At 47.9% G+C, this 19,771-nt stretch carries 10 protein-coding genes and 1 riboswitch; of the genes, 4 read left to right on the top strand and 6 right to left on the bottom strand.

The genetic code is table 11. The features are described from left to right. Window positions 1–21: 21 nt before the first annotated feature. Window positions 22–3,186 (top strand): efflux RND transporter permease subunit, encoded by a 3,165-nt coding sequence (locus BUF15_RS07920; RefSeq protein ID WP_073612932.1) that lies wholly within the window; start codon window positions 22–24, stop codon window positions 3,184–3,186. 45 nt (window positions 3,187–3,231) lie between these two features. Further along, window positions 3,232–3,720 (top strand): hypothetical protein, encoded by a 489-nt coding sequence (locus BUF15_RS07915; RefSeq protein ID WP_073612931.1) that lies wholly within the window; start codon window positions 3,232–3,234, stop codon window positions 3,718–3,720. Window positions 3,721–3,810: 90 nt separating this feature from the next. Here BUF15_RS07915 and cobT read toward each other — a convergent pair whose 3' ends face one another. The 3 genes from cobT to trpD are packed head-to-tail and all read right to left on the bottom strand — an operon-like array spanning window position 3,811 to window position 7,240. Beyond that, the gene (cobT, locus tag BUF15_RS07910) at window positions 3,811–5,916 is read right to left on the bottom strand and encodes a nicotinate-nucleotide--dimethylbenzimidazole phosphoribosyltransferase (protein ID WP_073612930.1); all 2,106 of its coding nucleotides are present in this window, start codon (window positions 5,914–5,916) and stop codon (window positions 3,811–3,813) included. Beyond that, a complete protein-coding gene (locus BUF15_RS07905) occupies window positions 5,917–6,132 on the bottom strand; it encodes a hypothetical protein (protein ID WP_073612929.1) in 216 nt (71 codons plus the stop codon). It abuts the gene before it with no gap. 4 nt (window positions 6,133–6,136) lie between these two features. Beyond that, on the bottom strand, window positions 6,137–7,240 hold the full coding sequence (gene trpD, locus BUF15_RS07900; RefSeq protein WP_073613060.1) for an anthranilate phosphoribosyltransferase: 1,104 nt from the start codon (window positions 7,238–7,240) through the stop codon (window positions 6,137–6,139). 188 nt (window positions 7,241–7,428) lie between these two features. Next, window positions 7,429–7,662: riboswitch (cobalamin riboswitch) on the bottom strand. A gap of 273 nt (window positions 7,663–7,935) precedes the next feature. On the opposite strand from trpD, the gene BUF15_RS07895 reads away from it, so the two are divergent. Together BUF15_RS07895 and BUF15_RS07890 are read left to right on the top strand one after the other, a co-directional pair. Further along, window positions 7,936–8,808: a radical SAM/SPASM domain-containing protein gene (locus tag BUF15_RS07895; RefSeq protein ID WP_073612928.1), complete on the top strand. Its 873-nt coding sequence runs from the start codon at window positions 7,936–7,938 to the stop codon at window positions 8,806–8,808. A gap of 295 nt (window positions 8,809–9,103) precedes the next feature. Beyond that, window positions 9,104–10,048 (top strand): homocysteine S-methyltransferase family protein, encoded by a 945-nt coding sequence (locus BUF15_RS07890; protein ID WP_073612927.1) that lies wholly within the window; start codon window positions 9,104–9,106, stop codon window positions 10,046–10,048. A 260-nt stretch (window positions 10,049–10,308) separates the two neighbouring features. On the opposite strand, the gene BUF15_RS07885 is transcribed toward BUF15_RS07890, so the two are convergent. From BUF15_RS07885 to BUF15_RS07875, 3 genes are all read right to left on the bottom strand, one after another. Continuing rightward, entirely contained in the window at window positions 10,309–13,131 is a 2,823-nt protein-coding gene (locus tag BUF15_RS07885; protein ID WP_073612926.1) for a PAS domain S-box protein, read from the bottom strand. A 467-nt stretch (window positions 13,132–13,598) separates the two neighbouring features. Then, entirely contained in the window at window positions 13,599–14,189 is a 591-nt protein-coding gene (locus BUF15_RS07880; RefSeq protein WP_073612925.1) for a response regulator, read from the bottom strand. Beyond that, window positions 14,186–19,471: a PAS domain S-box protein gene (locus BUF15_RS07875; protein WP_073612924.1), complete on the bottom strand. Its 5,286-nt coding sequence runs from the start codon at window positions 19,469–19,471 to the stop codon at window positions 14,186–14,188. Before BUF15_RS07875 ends, BUF15_RS07880 begins: the two co-directional genes overlap by 4 nt. Window positions 19,472–19,771 lie beyond the last annotated feature (300 nt).

Here is a 19,771-nt window from a genome sequence, read left to right as displayed (position 1 = left end):
GGAACCAGCCTAGGCAATATCATGATTAAAGCCATTATAGATTATTCGATCAACAACAAGTTCCTGGTGCTGATCCTGACGCTGTTTGTCATTGCAGGCGGGATAATCGCGATGCTCAAAACTTCGCTGGACGCTATCCCGGATCTTTCCGATGTGCAGGTGATCGTTTTTACAGAATATTCAGGTCAGGCTCCTCAGGTGGTTGAGGATCAGGTCACCTATCCTCTGACCACTGCCATGCTGTCCGTTCCCTATGCCAAAGTCGTTCGTGGTTATTCGTTTTTTGGGATGAGCTTCGTCTATATCATTTTTGAGGATGGCACAGACATGTACTGGGCGCGTAGCCGTGTCCTGGAGTCGCTGAATTATGTTGCGGGCAGGTTGCCAAAAGGTGTTACGCCAACGCTCGGACCTGATGCTACTGGAGTGGGTTGGGTTTTCCAGTATATTCTCAAGAGTGACAATCATGACCTGCAACAACTCCGTTCCATTCAAGACTGGTTTCTTCGCTACGAATTGACCAGTGTACCAGGTGTGTCTGAGGTTGCTTCCATTGGTGGTTTTGTCAAACAGTACCAGGTGGTTGTCGATCCCAACAAGCTGCTGGCCTATAATATCCCGCTGCAGAAAGTGCGGATGGCAATTCTCCGCTCAAATAACGATGTTGGCGGACGAGTCGTGGAAATGGCGGAGACCGAGTACATGATCCGCGGCCTTGGCTACATTAAAAATATCCGCGATATTGAAAATATTCCCTTGGCAGTCAATGATCGCGGCACTCCCATCCTTTTAAAAAATGTAGCTCAGGTCCGTATTGGCCCGGAGATCCGTCGTGGCATTCTCGATTATAACGGTGAAGGGGAAGCCGTCGGCGGAGTCATTGTCATGCGGTACGGGGCAAATGCCCTGCAGGTGATCAAGGATGTGAAGCAGCGTTTGTTGGAGATTACCACCGGTTTGCCAAAAGGAGTGACCATTGAGTCTGTTTATGACAGGTCCGCTCTTATCCTGCGGGCGATCGACAACCTGAAGCGAACGCTCATGGAGGAAAGCCTGATCGTGGCTCTGGTCTGCGTACTGTTCCTCTTTCATCTGCGCAGTGCCCTGGTGGGGATTATTACTCTGCCGATGGGAGTTTTTATCAGCTTGCTTATTATGAAATGGCAGGGCATCAATGCCAATATCATGAGTCTTGGCGGCATTGCCATAGCTGTTGGGGCCATGGTTGACGCGGCCATCGTCATGATTGAGAACATGCATAAACATCTCGAGCACGATAAAGGAAAGAAGGATCATTGGCAGATAGTGCGAGATGCATCCGTTGAAGTGGGGCCATCACTTTTTTTCTCACTCCTGATCATTGCTGTAAGCTTTCTGCCTGTTTTCAGCCTTGAAGCGCAGGAGGGACGGTTATTTCGGCCGCTGGCCTATACCAAAACCTACGCCATGATGGGGGCTGCCATTCTGGCAGTGACCCTGGTTCCGGTCCTGATGGGCTATCTCATTCGGGGCAGGATCATGCCCGAGCAGAAAAACCCGATTAATAGATTCCTTATCTGGATCTACCATCCGATCATCAAACTGGTTCTAAAAGCCAAGATTCTAGTGGTGCTGCTGGCTCTTGTTGCTCTGGCGGCAGCTTACATTCCCTATAAACGCATGGGCTCTGAGTTCATGCCGCCGTTAAATGAAGGCGATCTGCTCTATATGCCTACAACCCTGCCGGGTATTTCCATCACAAAAGCCAGGGAGCTGCTACAGCAGACAGACCGGATCATCAAATCTTTTCCTGAAGTGGCAAAAGTGGCTGGAAAGGTCGGCCGTTCTGAGACGGCCACAGATCCGGCCCCGCTCTCAATGCTGGAATCGACCATTACGTTGAAGCCCGAGAGCGAGTGGCGGGAAGGGATGACCATTGAAAAGCTGGTTGAAGAGCTCGACAAGGCGATTCAATTTCCAGGACTGACAAATGCCTGGACCATGCCGATCAAGACCAGGATCGATATGCTCTCCACCGGAATTAAAACACCGGTCGGATTGAAGCTGATGGGAGACGACCTTGAAGTACTGTCAGGCCTGGGTGAAAAAGTCGAGGCCGTACTTCGCGATGTGCCTGGTACCGCTTCGGTTTATGCCGAGCGGGTAACAGGCGGCAATTTTCTGGATTTTAGTATTCGCCGTGAAGATGCCGCCCGCTACGGTCTTACCGTGGGAGATATTCAGGATGTCATCTCTTCTGCAGTTGGTGGTATGAATATCACCTCGACCGTTGAGGGACTTGAGCGTTACCCCATCAACCTTCGTTACGGTGCTGATCTGCGTGACACTCCTGAAACGCTTGGTCGGATCCTGATCCCGACGCCGACCGGAGCGCAGATTCCCATTGCCCAGGTGGCAGACATCACTATCAAGAAAGGTGCGCCGGCCATTAAAAGCGAGAACGCCCGTAAGAACGCCTGGGTGTATGTCGATATCGCTGACGTTGACATAGGTTCGTATGTAAAAAAGGCTCAAGAGGTGGTGGCCGAGCAGATCGAGCTGCCGCAAGGATATTCCATAGTTTGGTCCGGACAGTATGAATATATGGTCCGAGCCGAGAAAAAATTACAGCTGGTCGTTCCGGCAACACTCATCATTATTTTCCTGCTGCTCTATCTCAACTTCAAAAACATGACAGAGAGTTTGATAGTCATGTTGTCTGTGCCGTTCGCCCTCACAGGTGGGCTCTGGTTTATGGACTATCTGGGCTATAACATGAGCGTGGCAGTAGCGGTTGGGTTTATTGCCTTGGCTGGTGTCGCTGCCGAGACAGGGGTGGTGATGCTTATCTATCTCGACATTTCCTATCGGAAATTCAAGAAAATACATGGTCCTCAGTTTTCGAAAGAGCACCTGGCTCTTGCTATTGAGGAAGGCGCTGCTTTACGGGTACGTCCAAAGATGATGACCGTGGTAGCCATTATTGCCGGTCTGGCCCCTATCATGTGGTCAAGCGGTACCGGTTCTGAAGTGATGAAACGTATTGCCGCCCCAATGGTTGGCGGGATGTTGAGCGCGACTGTACTGACGCTGGTGGTTGTGCCAGCTATTTATGGTCTTTGGAGGGGAATGGGGTTGCAGAAAAAAACGAATAGTTCGTTGGAAGAAGCGCAGGATGAGGTAATCAATCAGAATATCGACCAATAATGGTTGATATGTAGAAGAACAGAAGATGCATTCGAGGAGATACACATGAAGAAAATCATTACAGCCATTATTTTGGCCGGTCTTTTTATCGCAACCAATGCTGGGGCCATGGATGGTATGCAGCATGGTACCGCAACAGAGCCAGCGGCGGAAGGTTCGCATGATGCTATGCAGCATGGCAGCACCAGTATGGATGACAAGTTCATGCATAGTGTCATGGCCGACGATGTGCACACCGAGTTCCAGATCATGGATCTGGCTAGTATGAATATGAAGGATCCGGAAGGGAAAACCCATCATGTCATGGCAACCTTCATGCGGGATGATAAGAAGATTGAGACATTGGCCGGAAAAGTCAAACTGATCGCTCCGTCTGGCAAAGAGCAGATTGCTGACTTGAAGGACTATGGTGGAGGAAATTTTGCTGCAAACTTCACCATCGATGAACCTGGGAAATGGGGTGTCATCTGCTTGTTTAAAGAGGACAACGGCAAACACACGGTAAAATTCTGGTATGAACATAAGCAGATGTGACAGTTTGCCGAATAGCCAAGTGTGAGATCAGGGGAGTGGTTTGCACTCCCCTGACGAACAAGGTGTAATTGGAATAGTACTGGTAGCAACTTAGATATTGCCGCTATCCACCCCGGCCTCCTCAAATGAGGCCATCTCCCGCATGGTCCGGCAGGCCAGATCAACCAGATTCATGGTGATGGCCGCCCCGGTACCTTCCCCTAGCCGGAAATCGAGATCGATGATGGCAGTAAGCCCCATATGCTTCAAGGCAGCCTGTTGACCCTGTTCCACCGAGCGGTGCCCGGCAACGAGATACCCCTGCACAGCCGGACAGATGAGATAGGCAATGAGGCCGGCGGCTGTGGAGATGATACCATCCAATACCACGCAGCAGCCTTTTGAGGCGGCAGCTATCACTGCTCCTGCGATTCCCGCGAGTTCATAACCGCCCAGTTTTGTCAGTAATTCAAGTCCGTTGTCGGGTGAAGGGCGATGGAGTCTGAGGGCGCGGTCGATTACCTCGCGCTTGCGTTTGAGTCCCTCATCGTCAACACCGGTACCGCGGCCAACAACCTGGCTACTGCTGAGCCCACTAACCGCGCAAATGATCGCGGCGGCGCTGCTGGTGTTGCCAATCCCCATCTCACCCATGCCCACAATTTGACAGGGAGAAACGGCCTGCTTTTCGAGAAAGGCCCTTGCGCCGTTTTCGATTGCGGCAAGAGCCTGTTCTTGGGTCATGGCTGGTTGGACGGTGAAATTGGCGGTACCGGGTGCGACTTTTTTGTCGATGAGCAGCGGGTGCGAAGTGAAAGTGGTATTGACCCCCATGTCGACGACATTGAGGCCGATACCGTACTGGCGGCAGAAGACATTGATTGCCGCGCCTCCGGCCAGGAAGTTCTCGACCATCTGCACCGTCACCTTGGCCGGGAAGGCTGAGACGCCTTCATCGACGACACCATGATCTCCAGCAAAGACAAAGAGGTGTTTACTGTCCACCTGCGGCATCAGTGATTGCTGAATGACCGAAAGCTGTACAGCAAGCTCTTCAACTCTCCCCAATGCCCCCAGGGGTTTTGTTTTCAGGTCGATCTTGTAGCGGGCGGCAGGCTCGATCCGACGGTCCACCGGATTGACTTCGGCAATAAGCTCTTCGATATAGTACGAGAGCGAAGGCGCTGTTTGATGAGCATCGCTATTGAACTTGATTTCAGGTGCCAAAAAGGATTGCTCGTTCATATACCCACGAAAATCGATGATGTATTTGAGCGCATTACCAGATAAAATATGGGCGAAGGCAATTTCGGCTTCTGTGGGGTCGATTACTTTTTCCACCAGCAGCGGCAGGGTATCACGCCAATCGGCGATACGTTTGACTGCCTGGGCCATATGCGCTCGCCTGGGGCCGTAGCTGCCATACATCTCGAGCTCTTTATAGTGGATGAGATTCAGAAGTCCGCTTTCGATATCCTCTCGCTTCTTCAGGCCGCTGAAAAAACCGAGTTTGCCAGCTTTTCGCAACTTGGTAATGGCTTGGCTGAAAGCGATGTGGCTGTCGCAGCAGTTGATTGCCAGATCGAAATCGGCGGCGGTGGTATCTTTGACAATTTCGATCTGGTTAAGATCGCAAAAACTACTCAGCCTCGCAATTTTTTCAGCACTGCGTTCAATCACAGTGACCATGCAGCCCACGTGTTTTGCGGCGAGAGCCGCTAACATGCCGACTACGCCACCTCCGTAGATTATAAGGCGCTCATCTTTTTGCGGTTTGAGCTGTTCCATGCAGTTCAGCACGCAGGCGATGGGTTCGGCGAATGTGAGGAGCATTTCATCCACCGTTTCATCGGCCATGATAAGGCTGTCTCTTGGTACGCACACCTGCCGGCTGAAACCGCCATCGGCGTGAAACCCGATGATGCGCATCGACTCGCAGAGATTTTCCCGGTCGGTGAGGCAGTAACGGCACGAGTTGCAAACCATGCCCGGCCAGCTGACAAAAAGTTGTCCCGTTGCGATATCGCGCCCAACGAACTCGTGACCGAGGACCCTCGGCAGTGCCAGATCGCGGTGCCCCTCCCGCCACATTTTGGCGTCGGTGCGGCAGATCGCACAATAGGAGACAGTGAGCGTCACTGCAGAACTGTTCACATCTGGCTGAACAGGTTGTTCTTCCATCACCATGTTCTGACTTTCTTTCAGTGTCAGTCGCATTTATCTGGCCTCCGAAAAGGGTTCCTCGATGATGGTTAATTTACGCAGTTCGATATCGGCAATACCGTTCTCCTGGGCACGGTGTATGCGTTCTCGCACCTGTGCCACCTGATCGAGAGGGTACACGCTCGCTTTATCGAATTCGCAAAATTGATGCCCTTCCGGAAGAAAGCGGAGATATTGGTTGCCGGCCTTCACTATGAGGAGTTCTTTCACTGACTCATACCTCGTTTTTCAGGCTGTTCAGTCGGGCTAAGCCTTGTTCGGGATTATGATTTTGGCTTCTGACCCACTTTTCAAGAGTCGCAAGAGCAGCTCCTGAACTGATGCATTCCCGGGCAATGTCGACGCCCTCCTCAAGGCGTGTCACGAGACCACTCACCAGAAAGAGCAGGCCGCTATTGAAAATGACGGCATCAGTGCGATCGGCTGGTCCTTTGCCAGCCAGTAGTTGATACATACGCCTTGCTCCTGTTTCCGGATCAGGGTCGGCAACAAGGCCGGAAGGATCATGAAGGGAAACCCCGCCATCGGCAGGGCGCCAATCATGGGTTGTGATTTTGCCGTTTTTAAGCCATGCACCGTAGGTAGTCCCGCAAACGGAACCTTCATCCATGCTAAGATCGCTCCCATCGATAGTGCCATGAATGACAAGGGCATCGGTATATCCTATCGCTCTCATCACTTCGGCGACCGGAATAACGAGTGAACGATCATATACGCCCCGCAGGGCGATACGGGGCAGGGCAGGGTGAGCGAGGGATGCCGCGATATTAAGAGGCGAGCCAAAAGATATCTGCGAGAGTATACGTCCAAGGGCCATGGGATGTACTGTTGGGCTCATGCCGTTGAAAAGTCCGAGACCTGATTTCCGTACACTCTCGGCGACAATCTCAACAGTGCAATCAACATCTACCCCGAGTCGTTCGGCCATATCGACGGTGCCGCAGGACGAGGTGATCGCACGCGCTCCGTGACGTGCCACTGTGAGGCCGCCGGCCGCTGCAACTACTGAGGCGGCGGTACTGATATTAAAGGTTTTGAAACTATCCATGCCGGTGCCGCAATTGTCGACTACCGTAAGGTCACCGAAATCAACTTTATTCGTATCGAGCTCATAAACAGCTTTCCAACCGCCGGCAACCTCTGCGGCGGTTTCGCCCTTCGCCGTGAGGGCAGCCAGGAAGGCACCCTGTTGCATATCGGAAACCTGGTTGTTCAAAACCAGGGAAAAGGCGGTGTACGCTTCATCCTGGTTAAGGTGCTGCTTGTTAATCAGTTTACCGATGGTACGACCGAACTGTCTGTTTGTTTCCATATCCATTGTGTTTTCTCCCATAATGGAAAACGCAGCCTTATTGGCATTGCAGGCGGCATAAGCTCTTTTTTGCGGATATGGAAAACGTTGACAGGAAGCGCCTCTCCGTACCCGCACCTATCCCTTCCCGATTCCGGGTGGAGTAACGTGTCAGATACAGAGAACTCCAGTGGTTGACTCTGGGTGGTGGCGCGGAACCGCGCAACCTGCAGGCAGGCTTTCTGACTCGCGAATTATCCTGCATAACGGTAGCCTTCCCGGTTTCCCAGTGACTATCTCCATCAAATGCATGTGGAGGAGATGCGACGGCAAGGAAAATGCCGACGACCGTTGCAGCCTTCGCATACAGCAAGGACTGGCTTGTGACGGATTCACACCGTCTTTCCTCTTAACGCCGAAGCCGACGCACCTACGAGAGCAGTTATACACAGGAATGGTGTGAATCTCAAGAAGATGATTTGCTCAAGAAAAAGGGGGGAGGGGAAGGTCTGAAATGATGCAAATGCGAATTCAAGCAGGGGACTGCACTTTGAGGCAATTTTCAGCTCGCTTCTGAAATGTTAATCGCGTATAGGACGATGTCGCAGTGATCATTATGGCAAAACGGATCGACTGCGGTGTCTATCTGTTTCCAGTCAAGTTCAGGAGCAATGCACGTATTTGGAGAGCATCGAAGCAGGAGCATCACTCATGGTAACAGGATGAAACGGTTTAAAAAGATCTATATTGAGATTACCAATACCTGCAATTTATGCTGCAACTTCTGCCCGGGAACACATCGGCCACCAGAGTTGATGGATGAAGAGCGTTTTCAATCGATTATAACGGCTATCACTCCCTACACCGATTATGTCTTTTTTCACCTGATGGGTGAGCCCCTCTTTCATCCTGGATTGCCTAAGTTTTTAGAGATGAGTCACCAGGCCGGGTTAAAGGTCAACATTACCACCAACGGCACCTTGCTTGAGCGGGTGCAGGCTGTTCTTCTTCAAGCGCCAGCTCTTCGGCAGGTGAATATTTCCTTGAGCAGTTTTGAGGCCAATGTAATGACCAGGTCGCTCGAGTTGTATCTGACAACGGTGGTTGAGTTTGTCAAAAAAGCGGCCAGGGACAGTGGGATCATCTGTTCAATACGGCTCTGGAATATTGACTCGGAACACTTAAAAGGAAGCAACCGGTTGAATGAGCAGATTCTGCGGTTTTTGGAAGCCTGTTTTGGCATGACCCAAGGATCTCTGTCAATGCTTTTAAAAAACACCTCCAAAGTGTTGGTGAAAGAGCGGGTGTACCTGAATCCTGCAGAAAAGTTCGAATGGCCGGATTTAAATAAAACCGATGGATCCAATAAAGTTTTTTGTCACGGTCTGAGAGATCAAATGGGGGTTCTGGTCGATGGAACGGTAGTTCCCTGCTGTCTGGATTGCGATGGGAATATCCCATTGGGCAATATGTTGAACACATCTTTAGAAGATATTTTGCACAGTGAAAGGGCGGTCGCATTGTTCAATGGCTTCTCGCGCCGTTATGCGACTGAACTCTTGTGTCAAAAGTGTGGATATGCACGGCGTTATTAATCTGTGAGCTTTCCCAAAAATGGAGGACACACAACTAGGCCACTTCTATGAAATGACAGAAGGAAAACATGGTTGTTCAAGCAATAAAAAATCGTCTTGCCAGAACATGGTAAAATCTTGCTACCTCATCAGATTCAAAACGAATTCGTGTGCTTGATAAGAGGTTGAAGGATGCTGAAATTGAGGGAGAGATACAAAAAAAGGCCATTTCTACCATCTTTGTTAAAGATCACTTCCTTTAAAAGAGTGTGGCCATAACGATAAATTTTTTGTTTTGTCAAAGGGATGACATGCCATGGTAAAGACGAGCCATTCTTCTCGTATTACGCTTCTCGATGGAGGCATGGGGCGAGAACTCTTAAGGATAGGAGCACCGTTTCGACAGCCTGAATGGTCAGCTCTTTCACTTATAGAGGCTCCTGATCTTGTAAGAAAAGTACATGAATCTTTTGCTGCAGCGGGGAGTGACATCCTGACAACAAGCAATTACGCTGTTGTTCCTTTTCATATAGGCGAAAATCGTTTTTCTACTGAAGGAAACAAGTTAACGGCGCTCTCAGGTCAACTTGCGCGTCAGGCAGCCTCGTCATTCGGATGTAAAGTCGCTGGTTCCATACCGCCGATCTTCGGTTCATATAGGCCTGACTTTTTTGTCCCTAAAAGGGCTCCGGCTTTACTGAAAATCATCATTGATGCGCTTAGCCCCCATGTCGACATCTGGCTAGCCGAAACCACGAGTTCTATAAGCAAAGCACAAGCGGTTGCAGAAGCTCTAGCTGGTGACAATCGCCCATTATGGATCTCATTCACACTTCTGGATGGCCGGGAATCACAAAAGGATATACCACGCCTTCGCTCTAACCAGAAAGTAAGCAATGCCGTAAATTCTGCCGTCGAGTTAGGTGCATCGGCAATTCTTTTTAATTGCAGTCAACCGGAGGTCATGTCGCCAGCAATTGACACAGCAATTCGCGAGCTAAAGCGTCTGAAGGTCGATTTGCCGATTGGAGTTTATGCTAATGCCTTTCCTGCAATACAGAAAGTAGCACAAGCCAACTCAACCATACAGGAAATTCGTCCGGACCTCGATCCGGCGGGATATCTAACATTCGTTGATACCTGGTGTCGACTTGGCGCGACAATCATTGGCGGATGTTGTGGTATTGGGCCAGAACATATCGCGACTCTGCATGAAAGTTTGAAAATGAAAGAAAAGTCATTTCCTCCCTCAGAAGAATAATTACCAGCCACTTTTTTCAGAAAAATTGAGCAAAGGATGCTTTGTAGAAGAGGGGATGTTGTTGATGGTGTTACGTGGAGTTATGAATAATATGTTGAAATCGAGATTCGATCTGGCGTTTTTCACTCACAGGATCTGGTTACATCTTACAGATATTCGAAGATAAGTCAAAATAGGGCGTTGATGAAATATTCAGATCTTAGATGGCAATATTAATGTACTACCCTGGTAGTTGCAGAAAATTTCTGCTTGTGATTTCGCTAATCTTCTCGCCTTTCTCCATCCAGCACATTCCTTACAAGGATGGCAAGATCCTTGTTCGCCAGAGGCTTCATCGCAAACCCTTTTATTCCATATATTTTTGCCTTTTCTTCTGAGACCTGATTGCTAAAACCTGTGCAGAGAATGATCGGCATATCTGGTCGAACCTGCAGTATGCATCGTGCTAGGTCACTTCCAGTTATGCCTGGCATCGTCTGATCGGTGATGACCAGGTCGAAGCGGTCTGGTTGACTTTGTATAATTTTGAGGGCCTCGATGCTGTTGGTCTCCACTGTCACCCTGTAACCAAGCCTCTCGAGCATGGTTTTCCCCATTTCGGCCAGCATCTCCTCATCGTCAACAAAGAGAATACGTTCAATACCAGTTTGGATTAAATTTACAGGTATCGTTTCTGCTTCTGGTGGAGCCGCAGCTTCATGGACTGGAAGGTACACACGAAAAGTTGTCCCTTCACCGAGTGAACTTTGACAGGATATAAACCCACCAGATCTCTTCACTATACTATGAATGATGGCAAGCCCCATTCCTGTTCCCTTGCCCACCTCTTTGGTGGTGAAGTAGGGATCGAATATTTTATCCATGATTTCAGGCGCTATTCCAGAGCCAGTATCAGTGACAGCCATTTGTACGAAAATCCCAGGCTGCACATTGGGTTCGTTGAATAAATCGGTTTGGGTGAGTTCTTGGTTTTTCAGGGTAATGGTGAGAGTGCCTCCTGTTTCTTCCATTGCATGGAAGGCATTAGTAAAAAGGTTCGTCACTATCTGATGGATCTGGGTCGGATCGGCAAGAATCTGTCCTACTTCCGGCTCGAATTTTTGCTGGATATCAATGGTCGTAGGCAGTGAAGCACGAAACAGCTTCACAGCTTCTTTTATGATTAAAGCTGGTTGCAGAGTTTTCTCTTCGATCTCTGTTTCGCGGCTAAAGGCGAGGATTTGTTTGACTAGCTCTTTAGCTCTGAGGCTCGCTTTGATGACCTGATCGATATCAACTCTCATCGAGGATCCTACCGGACAATCCTCCTGAACCATTTCTGCGTAACCAAGAACTGCCGCAAGGATATTGTTGAAATCGTGAGCTATGCCTCCAGCCAGAGTGCCGATTGCTTCCATTTTTTGAGAATGGGAAAGCTGCTTTTGTAGTAGTATCCTCTCATTTTCCTGCCGTATACGTTCAGTGATGTCACGCATTATCCCCAGGTTTCCCAGCCATCGTCCTTTTTCATCGAACAGTTTGGCCCCGAATGTTTCGCCAGGAAACTCTATCCCTTTACTATTTCGGTAATAGGTAATGTATTGATCACCCTGTTTCTGAGTGTTATTACCAAAAACTGTCATTCCGGTTTGACGATACTTGTCCTGATCGGCGTAAAGAATTTCTGTTCGTTTGCCCAGCAGTTCATCTGGCTTATAGCCAAAGGTGTTTTCCATGCCTTTGTTGGCAAGCCTTATTTCACGGTTTGTATTGGTAATAACAACTCCATCCGTGATTGTATTAAACATGGTCTCAAACAACTTCTTTTGATTTGAGAGTTCTTCCTCGGCTTGCTTCCGCTCAGTAATGTCATCTATTAAGGCCACAATAAAATTCACAGAATTGTCTGCACGACGCACACACCCAACCGAGAGGTTAGTAAGTATTACGGACCCATCCTTTCTGATGAACCGTTTTTCAAGAGAATATTCGTTAATCTCACCGGATAATAGTCGATTGAATTGAGCCAAATCCGTTGCAATGTCTTCAGGATGTGTCATTTTTTCCCAGGTTTGACATGCCAGTTCCGCACGTGAATAACCAAGCATCTGGATCAACCTGTCGTTCACTTGTATCCAACCTTTCTCCGGTGACGTGATAGCCATTCCGACTATTTGGCGCTCGAAAAAAAGGCGCATCCTCTCCTCGCTCTCCTGTAATTCTCTGGTTCGACGGTTCACCGTTCTCTTCAGGATCACTGAGAAGCTGGCAAAGATAAGGATTGAAACGAATCCGAAAATGAAGGTGTAGATAACCCAGGTCGGAAATATTGTTCTAAGGCTCCGATTTCCTAACCAGTAGCCAAGGCGTTCATAATAAAATGAATCCGGTTCTTTTTTCCAGTTGGAAAGGTAAGAATCAATGTGACTCAATAATTCATGTTGCGTTCCTTTCTTACTGGCAAAGTAAATCGAAAAGGGGCTGAACATGATTGAACTGCTAATGAGGTTGAATTCCCTGGCATGGCGCAGTCCAAAATGCTGTGGGGCGACTCCGGCATCAACGATCCCTTCCTGAACTGCAGCGAAGACCTTGGCATGTGTTGGATATTCGGTTATTTTACAGTGAACGCCTAACTTCTCAGCTGTAGCGATGAAGTTGCTGCCGCTGATATCTTTACTCATGATTGCAACACGTTGCCCATCGAGACTGTTTATGTTCTTAAACTTGCTATTTGGTTTGAAAAAGACTTGCCCCCAAAGTTCGGCCACCGATTCAAAGGTGAAGTCCATGATCTCGGCTCTTTCGGGGGAGTAAGCGACAGAGAGAATCAGGTCAATCTCACCCCTCTGCAGACGTTCCAACCCTTCTGCCCAACTGCCGGGAACGAATTTGACTGACCACTTTTCATCTTTAACAATTTTCCTGAGAAGGTCCGGGTATAAACCTTGGGCAACGCCATTTCCATCCAGGAAGTTTAGTGGTTCGAACGGGAAAATGCCTACTCGGACAACGCCTTTTGGCCCTCTGTCTTCAGCTTGGGCAGACAAGACGCTCAGAGCCAGGCAGAGGAGAAATAGTAGTCGGTAGATAATTGTAATCACCTGGGCATTTCCATAGAGTTGATTTGAACCTGGAAACCCCTTGCCCTCAGGGCAAGGTAATTGTTCAGAGGCTTTGCCGAATGAACGTGAGATGAAGGTAATTGATACTCTGCAGTTGGGCTACCAGGCTAAAGCAAACCACAACCGAGGGTATCAATGAGTTTATTTCGTAAGTTATCACAAACACTATGGTATTGCCAGTGCCATATTGTATGGCTACCCACGTATCGGTTCAGGATATTGGAAGGCCAAGTCTCAAAAGATGTCACTGAATTTAAAGCCAAGATGCCTTTTAGTAGTTCCTCCATTTCAGGCAAACCGGAAGCACGACTCTACTTTCACATTTAGCCTCTCTTCATTGTGGACTTGTCAGTTGTTATCTGAACTCCAAAAATGAAACTGTCAGCTGAATTCAGATTTCTACACATCAATAGGTTCGCCGATTTTCCCGGTCAAACCAATTACTGCTAACGCTGCATTTTCTGTCTGTATTGCTCAATTTTTTTAAGCGACTCCTGGTAACAGTCCGGACAGAGACCGTGGGTTAATTCAACATCTGTATGGGTTGTGAGATATGCTTCGACCCTAAGCCAAAAGCCATCATCATCACGAATCTTTTTGCAACCGGCACAGATGGGTAGCAGCCCTTTCAGCGAGATAATCTCTTCCCTGGCTCTTTTCAACTCAATGTGCGTTTGTACCCTGGCTAACAGTTCTGCTGCATGAAACGGCTTTGATATATAGTCTACCGCGCCACATGTAAACCCGCGGACAATATCTTCGGTTTCTGACTTCGCGGTCAGAAAAATCACAGGGACATTCTTGTTTCTCGGAACTTCCTTAAACTTTCTGCACACCTCAAACCCATCCATGTCAGGCATCATAACGTCGAGCAGGATGAGGTCCGGGAGTTCTTCTGCAAGATATTCAATAGCCTCTGCACCATTCATGGCAAATGCAACATCATAGCACTGTTCCTGCAGAACACTTCCGAGCAATTGTAAATTTTGTGAATTATCATCTACGACGAGGATGGAAGATACTTTACTCTTGCTCATGAGTTACCCCCATTAAACGATGATACAATCTTCTGAACTGTAGATTTGATCAGGGAGAGATCGAAATCTTTCATGGCCGTTGATAAGTGATCGGCCAGCAGTAAAAAAGCAGGTTCTTCCATTTGCTTGCCTAATTCTTTAAGCTGTTGGCAAATAGATTCCAAAACCGAAGGTTTTACTACACCTGACATCTTTTTTAATGAAGGCAAAATGTCACTCTCAAACTGAGTCCTGAATTTGGGATTTGCTTCAAAGGCTTGAAAAATGGCAAGGTGATTTTCGGTCTCTTCCCCTAGCTCTGAGATACGTGTCTGTCTCTTTTTTTGTACAAGAAAGTGTGATAATTCAGCAAACAGCTCTTCAACATTTATAGGCTTGGTGATATATCCATTCAGGCCGAGTCGAGCGATTTCTTTCTTTGATTTCTTTGCTGGGGCAGCAGTAAGCGCAATGATAGGCATTGTTTCGCACTCGGGAAAAGACCTGATACGGGAAGTGGCTTCATAGCCATCCATCTCTGGCATTCGAATGTCCATGAGGATAAGGTCAGGCTTACTCTGAATTGCAATCTCTGTCCCTTCTTTACCGTTTTTCGCTTCGAGAGTACAGAGGCCGACTTTGCTGAGGAGTTCGCGCAACATTTCACGATTAGAAGCAACATCATCGACAACCAGAATCGTTGCTGGCTCGAATTGAATTGCGTCCATAATACATTCAGGTGCAGCCTTTGCTGTTTTTCCTGATGGAGCAACCGCAACATCAAACAATCTTACCTGAAATGTACTGCCAAGCCCGGGTCTGCTTGCTGCCAAAATGGTTCCATTCATCATTTCTACAAGTTTCCGACTAATGGTGAGCCCAAGTCCTGTCCCACCATATTTTCGTGTAATCTGGCCTGACTGTTGTTTGAAGGAGTCGAAAATCATTTCCAGATCTTCTTTTGGTATCCCTATGCCTGTATCTTCGACATTGATGATCAGATCAAATGTTGAGGGATTATGTTTTTTCTCTACTTTCCTGGCTGTAAGCTTGATATGTCCCTTGTCGGTAAATTTGGTGGCATTGCCGACAAGATTGAGAAGCACCTGTCTCAGGCGAATCTCATCGAGCAATATGGTAACCGGCAGCTGTGGATGTATTTCCATGGAAAAGTGAAGGCCTTTATCGGAAATACGATCTTTAAACAACTGCTGTATCTCTGTGAAAAGCTGATGAAGATTCATTGGGTGGGGGGATATCTCCAGCATCCCAGCCTCAATTTTTGAGAGGTCGAGAACATCATTGATAAGCGTAAGCAACCCTTTACCTGCTGTCTTGATGGAGCCAGCATACCTTCTAGTTTGTTGATCTGCCGAGAGATTGCCGAGCAATTCACTAAAGCCGATAACGGCATTAAGGGGCGTTCTGATTTCATGTGACATATTGGCCAGAAACTCACTTTTTGCCCGATTTGCTATTTCAGCTTCGTCCCGTGCTTGTATCAACTCCGCTTCGATCTGTTTCTGTTCCGTAATATCCAGGTTGAGTCCGATCATCCTGACAGGCTGCCCTGAAGCATCACGATATACATCTGCATACGATCTGAGATGACGGATTTTTCCATCCGGATGTACTACCCTGAATTCCGATTCAAATTCCTTTTCCCCCCGAAGGGCCTTTTTTACCGCCTGTTGCGATTTCTCCTTATCCTCAGGATGAACGTTTTCCGTCCAGGCTTCATAGGCTTTAGCGAAATCATCCTGCTTCAACCCGTAGAGTTGATACATACGATTATCCCAGACAAGAGAATTTGTCTTCACGTCCCAGTCCCAAATTCCCACATCGGCGGACCGGGTAGCGAGAGAGTAACGCTGGTTTGCTGTATTCAAGGCATCCTCAGCTCGCAACCGCTGGATAGTATTAATCATATGTTCGGCAATAAACGATAGCTGATCGATGTTTGCTGTATCGTAGTCCTGCTTTTTGTTGCCAACTCCCAGCACCGCGATAACCTTTTTCCCGTCAAAAAGAGGGATAGCCATATCGCGTACCAGGTGAACATGGCCTTCCGGCAGTCCTTTTCTTTCTCTGGCTTTCGAATAGTCGTTATGAATTACCGGCTTACGTTTTCGGATACACTCTACCCATATGCCCGCCTCATCAATGGGATAGTGGGTTGCCTTTTCGCCCACCTCACAATGTGCAAGTGTCTCTATTGACCAGGCTGTCAGCGCAATAGTTCTCTGGTCCGGATTGACGAAATGAAAATAGCCTATTTCACTGTTGCTTATGCGAACGGCCTTCTCAAGACCGTATTCAATAATTTCGTCTACGCCATTTCCTGCACTCAGCATTTGATTGAACTGGATCGCTGTCCGGAGCGATTCTTCAGTCTGTTTTCTATCACTTATGTCTTCTATAACCACCAGGAGATTGAGCTGATCACGGATATGAAAGACATTGAAGCTGCAGTTCAACCACTTCTCCAGACCAAAGGACGTAGTCACGTGAATTTCGATGCGGTTTGGTTTTCGGGCTTTGAGTACTTTATCTGCAGCGTCGATCAATCCTGATCTTTGCCAGGAGTCTAATTTTCTGAAATTCTGTGCAAGTACCTGCTCTTGCGTTGCGCCGAGGATGGCTGCGGCAGTTTCGTTTGCCATGACACAGTCGCCGTCTTCACGGTAAACAAGCAATCCCATTGGCGATGTTGTAAAGATCTTCTCACTCATGTTGAGGAGTTCTTTAATGTGCTTCTCGGCGAGAACTCTCTCAGTCACATCCTGGACAATTCCCAGCATTTTGCAGGGCATGTTATTGTTGTCAAAAATAACCTCACCTCGCTCCAGCACATGGCGTATCACTCCATCTGGCCGCAGGATACGATGTTCAACCTCGTATACCTGCCCCCCAAGAGCATCGGTTACTGCCGAAGTAACCTCGTCACGGTCTTCCGGATGGATCGCTTGAACAAAGTTTTCATAGGTGGGTTGGCATTGCTTTGCTTCATATCCGAAAATCCTAAAGACTTCCTCGGACCATTCAAGCGTTTCCTGCTGTATATCCCATGTCCAGTTACCCAGATGGGCGATGCGCTGTGCTTCCTCAAGAGATTGCTGACTGGCTTTGATCAGGTCCTGAGCACGTTTTGATTCGGTAATATCTCTGGCCACAGCATAAATAAGATCAAATTCAGGTACCGCTTCACTGTTCCAGGAGATCCACTTGTAGGTTCCGTCCTTACAGAGGTAGCGATTCTCAAAACTTACAACTTTTTCTCCTTCGAAGAGGACACCACCGATATGGATGGTGGCTTCTCTGTCGTCAGGATGAACGAAATCCAACCATTGCCTTGCATAAATCTCTTCTTCAGACCATCCCAGGGTTTTGGTCCAGGCTGCGCTGATCTGTTTGAAATACCCGTCAAATCCGGCGATACAAAGCATATCCACTGCCAGATCAAAAAAACGATTTCTTTGCTCTGCAATGATTCGCAATTCACGTTCCGCCAGCTTACGGTCAGTCACGTCTTGGAAGATACCCTGAATGTACTTGTGCCCGTCCATCTCCAATGGGTTGGATTTTATCAATACATCGCGGATTTGTCCTGATTGGGTAATGATCTGTTCCTCGGTGACAAGGCCGGACTCTCCTTTGAGGTGCTTCTGAAAATCTTTTCCGAACCCTTCCTCAGTTCCAGGAAAGGCGTGGAGAAAGCGCTGGTGCATCCCTACAAGCACATTTCTGGATTTTTCCAACAACTTACAGGCATTATCGTTGCAATCAACGATCAACCCAGTCTCGGTATCCACGACTATGATGCTGTCTATAGCCTCATTAAACAGCTTTCTGTACTTCTCCTCTGAACTTTTCAACTGAAGTTCTGCTATTTTCCTCTTGGTAATATCCTCAAAAACGACATAGACAGAAGAAATTTGGTCATGTTTATTGAAAATCGGTACCGCATTGATGTTTATCCAGACAAGTTCCTCCCTGATGGGATTGTAGATGCCCATAACCTGATCCCGAACCTCTCTGGAAGTTGCCAGCGCGATCATGACAGGATGGCTTTCACCGGGGTATGGACTTCCGTCCTCGTGGATAGACTCCCAGCGAGGATCCATTGATGTGATCCCCATAATCTGGTCCATGGTGACCCCAAGGATGTCCAGTGCTGCTGTGTTCACACCGTCTACTGAACCATCGGGGTTATGCACCACGACGCCTGATGTCATTGTTGCGAATAGGTTGCGATATCGTTCTTCACTTGCCGTCAGTTTAATGAGTGCCTGATCGAGTTTTTGAGTTCGCTCGAGCACTTTCGCCTCAAGCTCTTCATTTAATCTGGCAAGTTCAGACTCGGTCTTTTTATGTCCCGAAATGTCGCGTGTGACTCCGAGGAAAAAGTCGAAATTGCCATCAACGTCATATACAGGATGTGCGGTGATCTCTACCGGAATTGTTGAGCCATCCTTGCAGAATGCTTCCAACTGCTCGGAAATGGCTACGTCAAGCTTCTCGCCTTGTCTGATACTCTGGAGATATTTTTGAAATACAGGTTTAAGCTTTTGCAGGGAACGAGCATCAATCTGCTTATCGAAGGGCAAATTCTTGAATTCTTCTGGGGTAAAGCCACGTACATCCAGAACAGCCGGACTCACATAGGTAAGATTCAGGTCTATGTCACGAGTCCAGATCACGTCTTTGAAGTTTTGGGCAATTGCTTCCAGCTTCTGTTTACTTTCAGCGAGTTCTTTCTCGGTCTTCTTGGTGCTTTGCAGATCCACAAAGCTTTCAAGGAGATATCTTCTCTTCCCGAGTCGAAAAGGTATAACATCCTTCTTGACTGGAAAAGACTCGGTATTTGAATGCTGCCGCAACATCATTTCCCAGGAAAATATGTTTTTCTGAACATTCCGAACCGGACAGGTGTCAAGTCCCTCGGCACACCCATGCAAATAGCATGTACTCCCAAGCAGTTCTTCTCTTGAGCGGTTTAGCAAATTGCAAGCTGCCTGGTTGATCTCAAGAATCGTATGGGACGCCTCATCCACGATCATGATCCCTGTTGCAAGCATTTCGAAAACCTGCCAGTAGAGCCCAGGACTCTCTTGGAATCTACTTGTAGAGTCCTCTGCGGGATGACCTTGATCAAGATTGTCCAAGACTGGTTTTACTGCGAGAAGTAAATCACGTTCAGTCTGGGTGAAATCGATGCCTGCCTTTTCCAATTCATCGAGTTTTCCACACTGGTGTATGATCTCCTGTAAAATGTCGCTTTTCAATTTGAGGTGATCTATCATCGTAATTATTTTCCCCCGGTATCAACAATCGGTTAGACAACACCCCTCATTATCTCCCATCTCATTGGAGATGTCGAGGGTGACGAATATCCATTTGTTGGAGGTTATTGATTTCTGCTGGACAGCTTGTGAAGCTTGAATATCTTTCTGATGACAGAGGTGTTGAAAGGCTCTTGATAGGTGCGGGGAGGCCAGTATTGGTGTAGCAGTGGGGTGTTCGATCAATCTGCCCCGGAAAAAGTCTACAACATGCTACGGAATGAATGAATACCGGTGCTACCTGGCATTGGAGGTAAAATT

The organism is Desulfopila aestuarii DSM 18488 (genome assembly GCF_900143695.1).
GTDB lineage: Bacteria > Desulfobacterota > Desulfobulbia > Desulfobulbales > Desulfocapsaceae > Desulfopila > Desulfopila aestuarii.
Note: the sequence above shows the minus strand (reverse complement) of the source record. Positions and strands in the feature narration are given on the sequence as shown.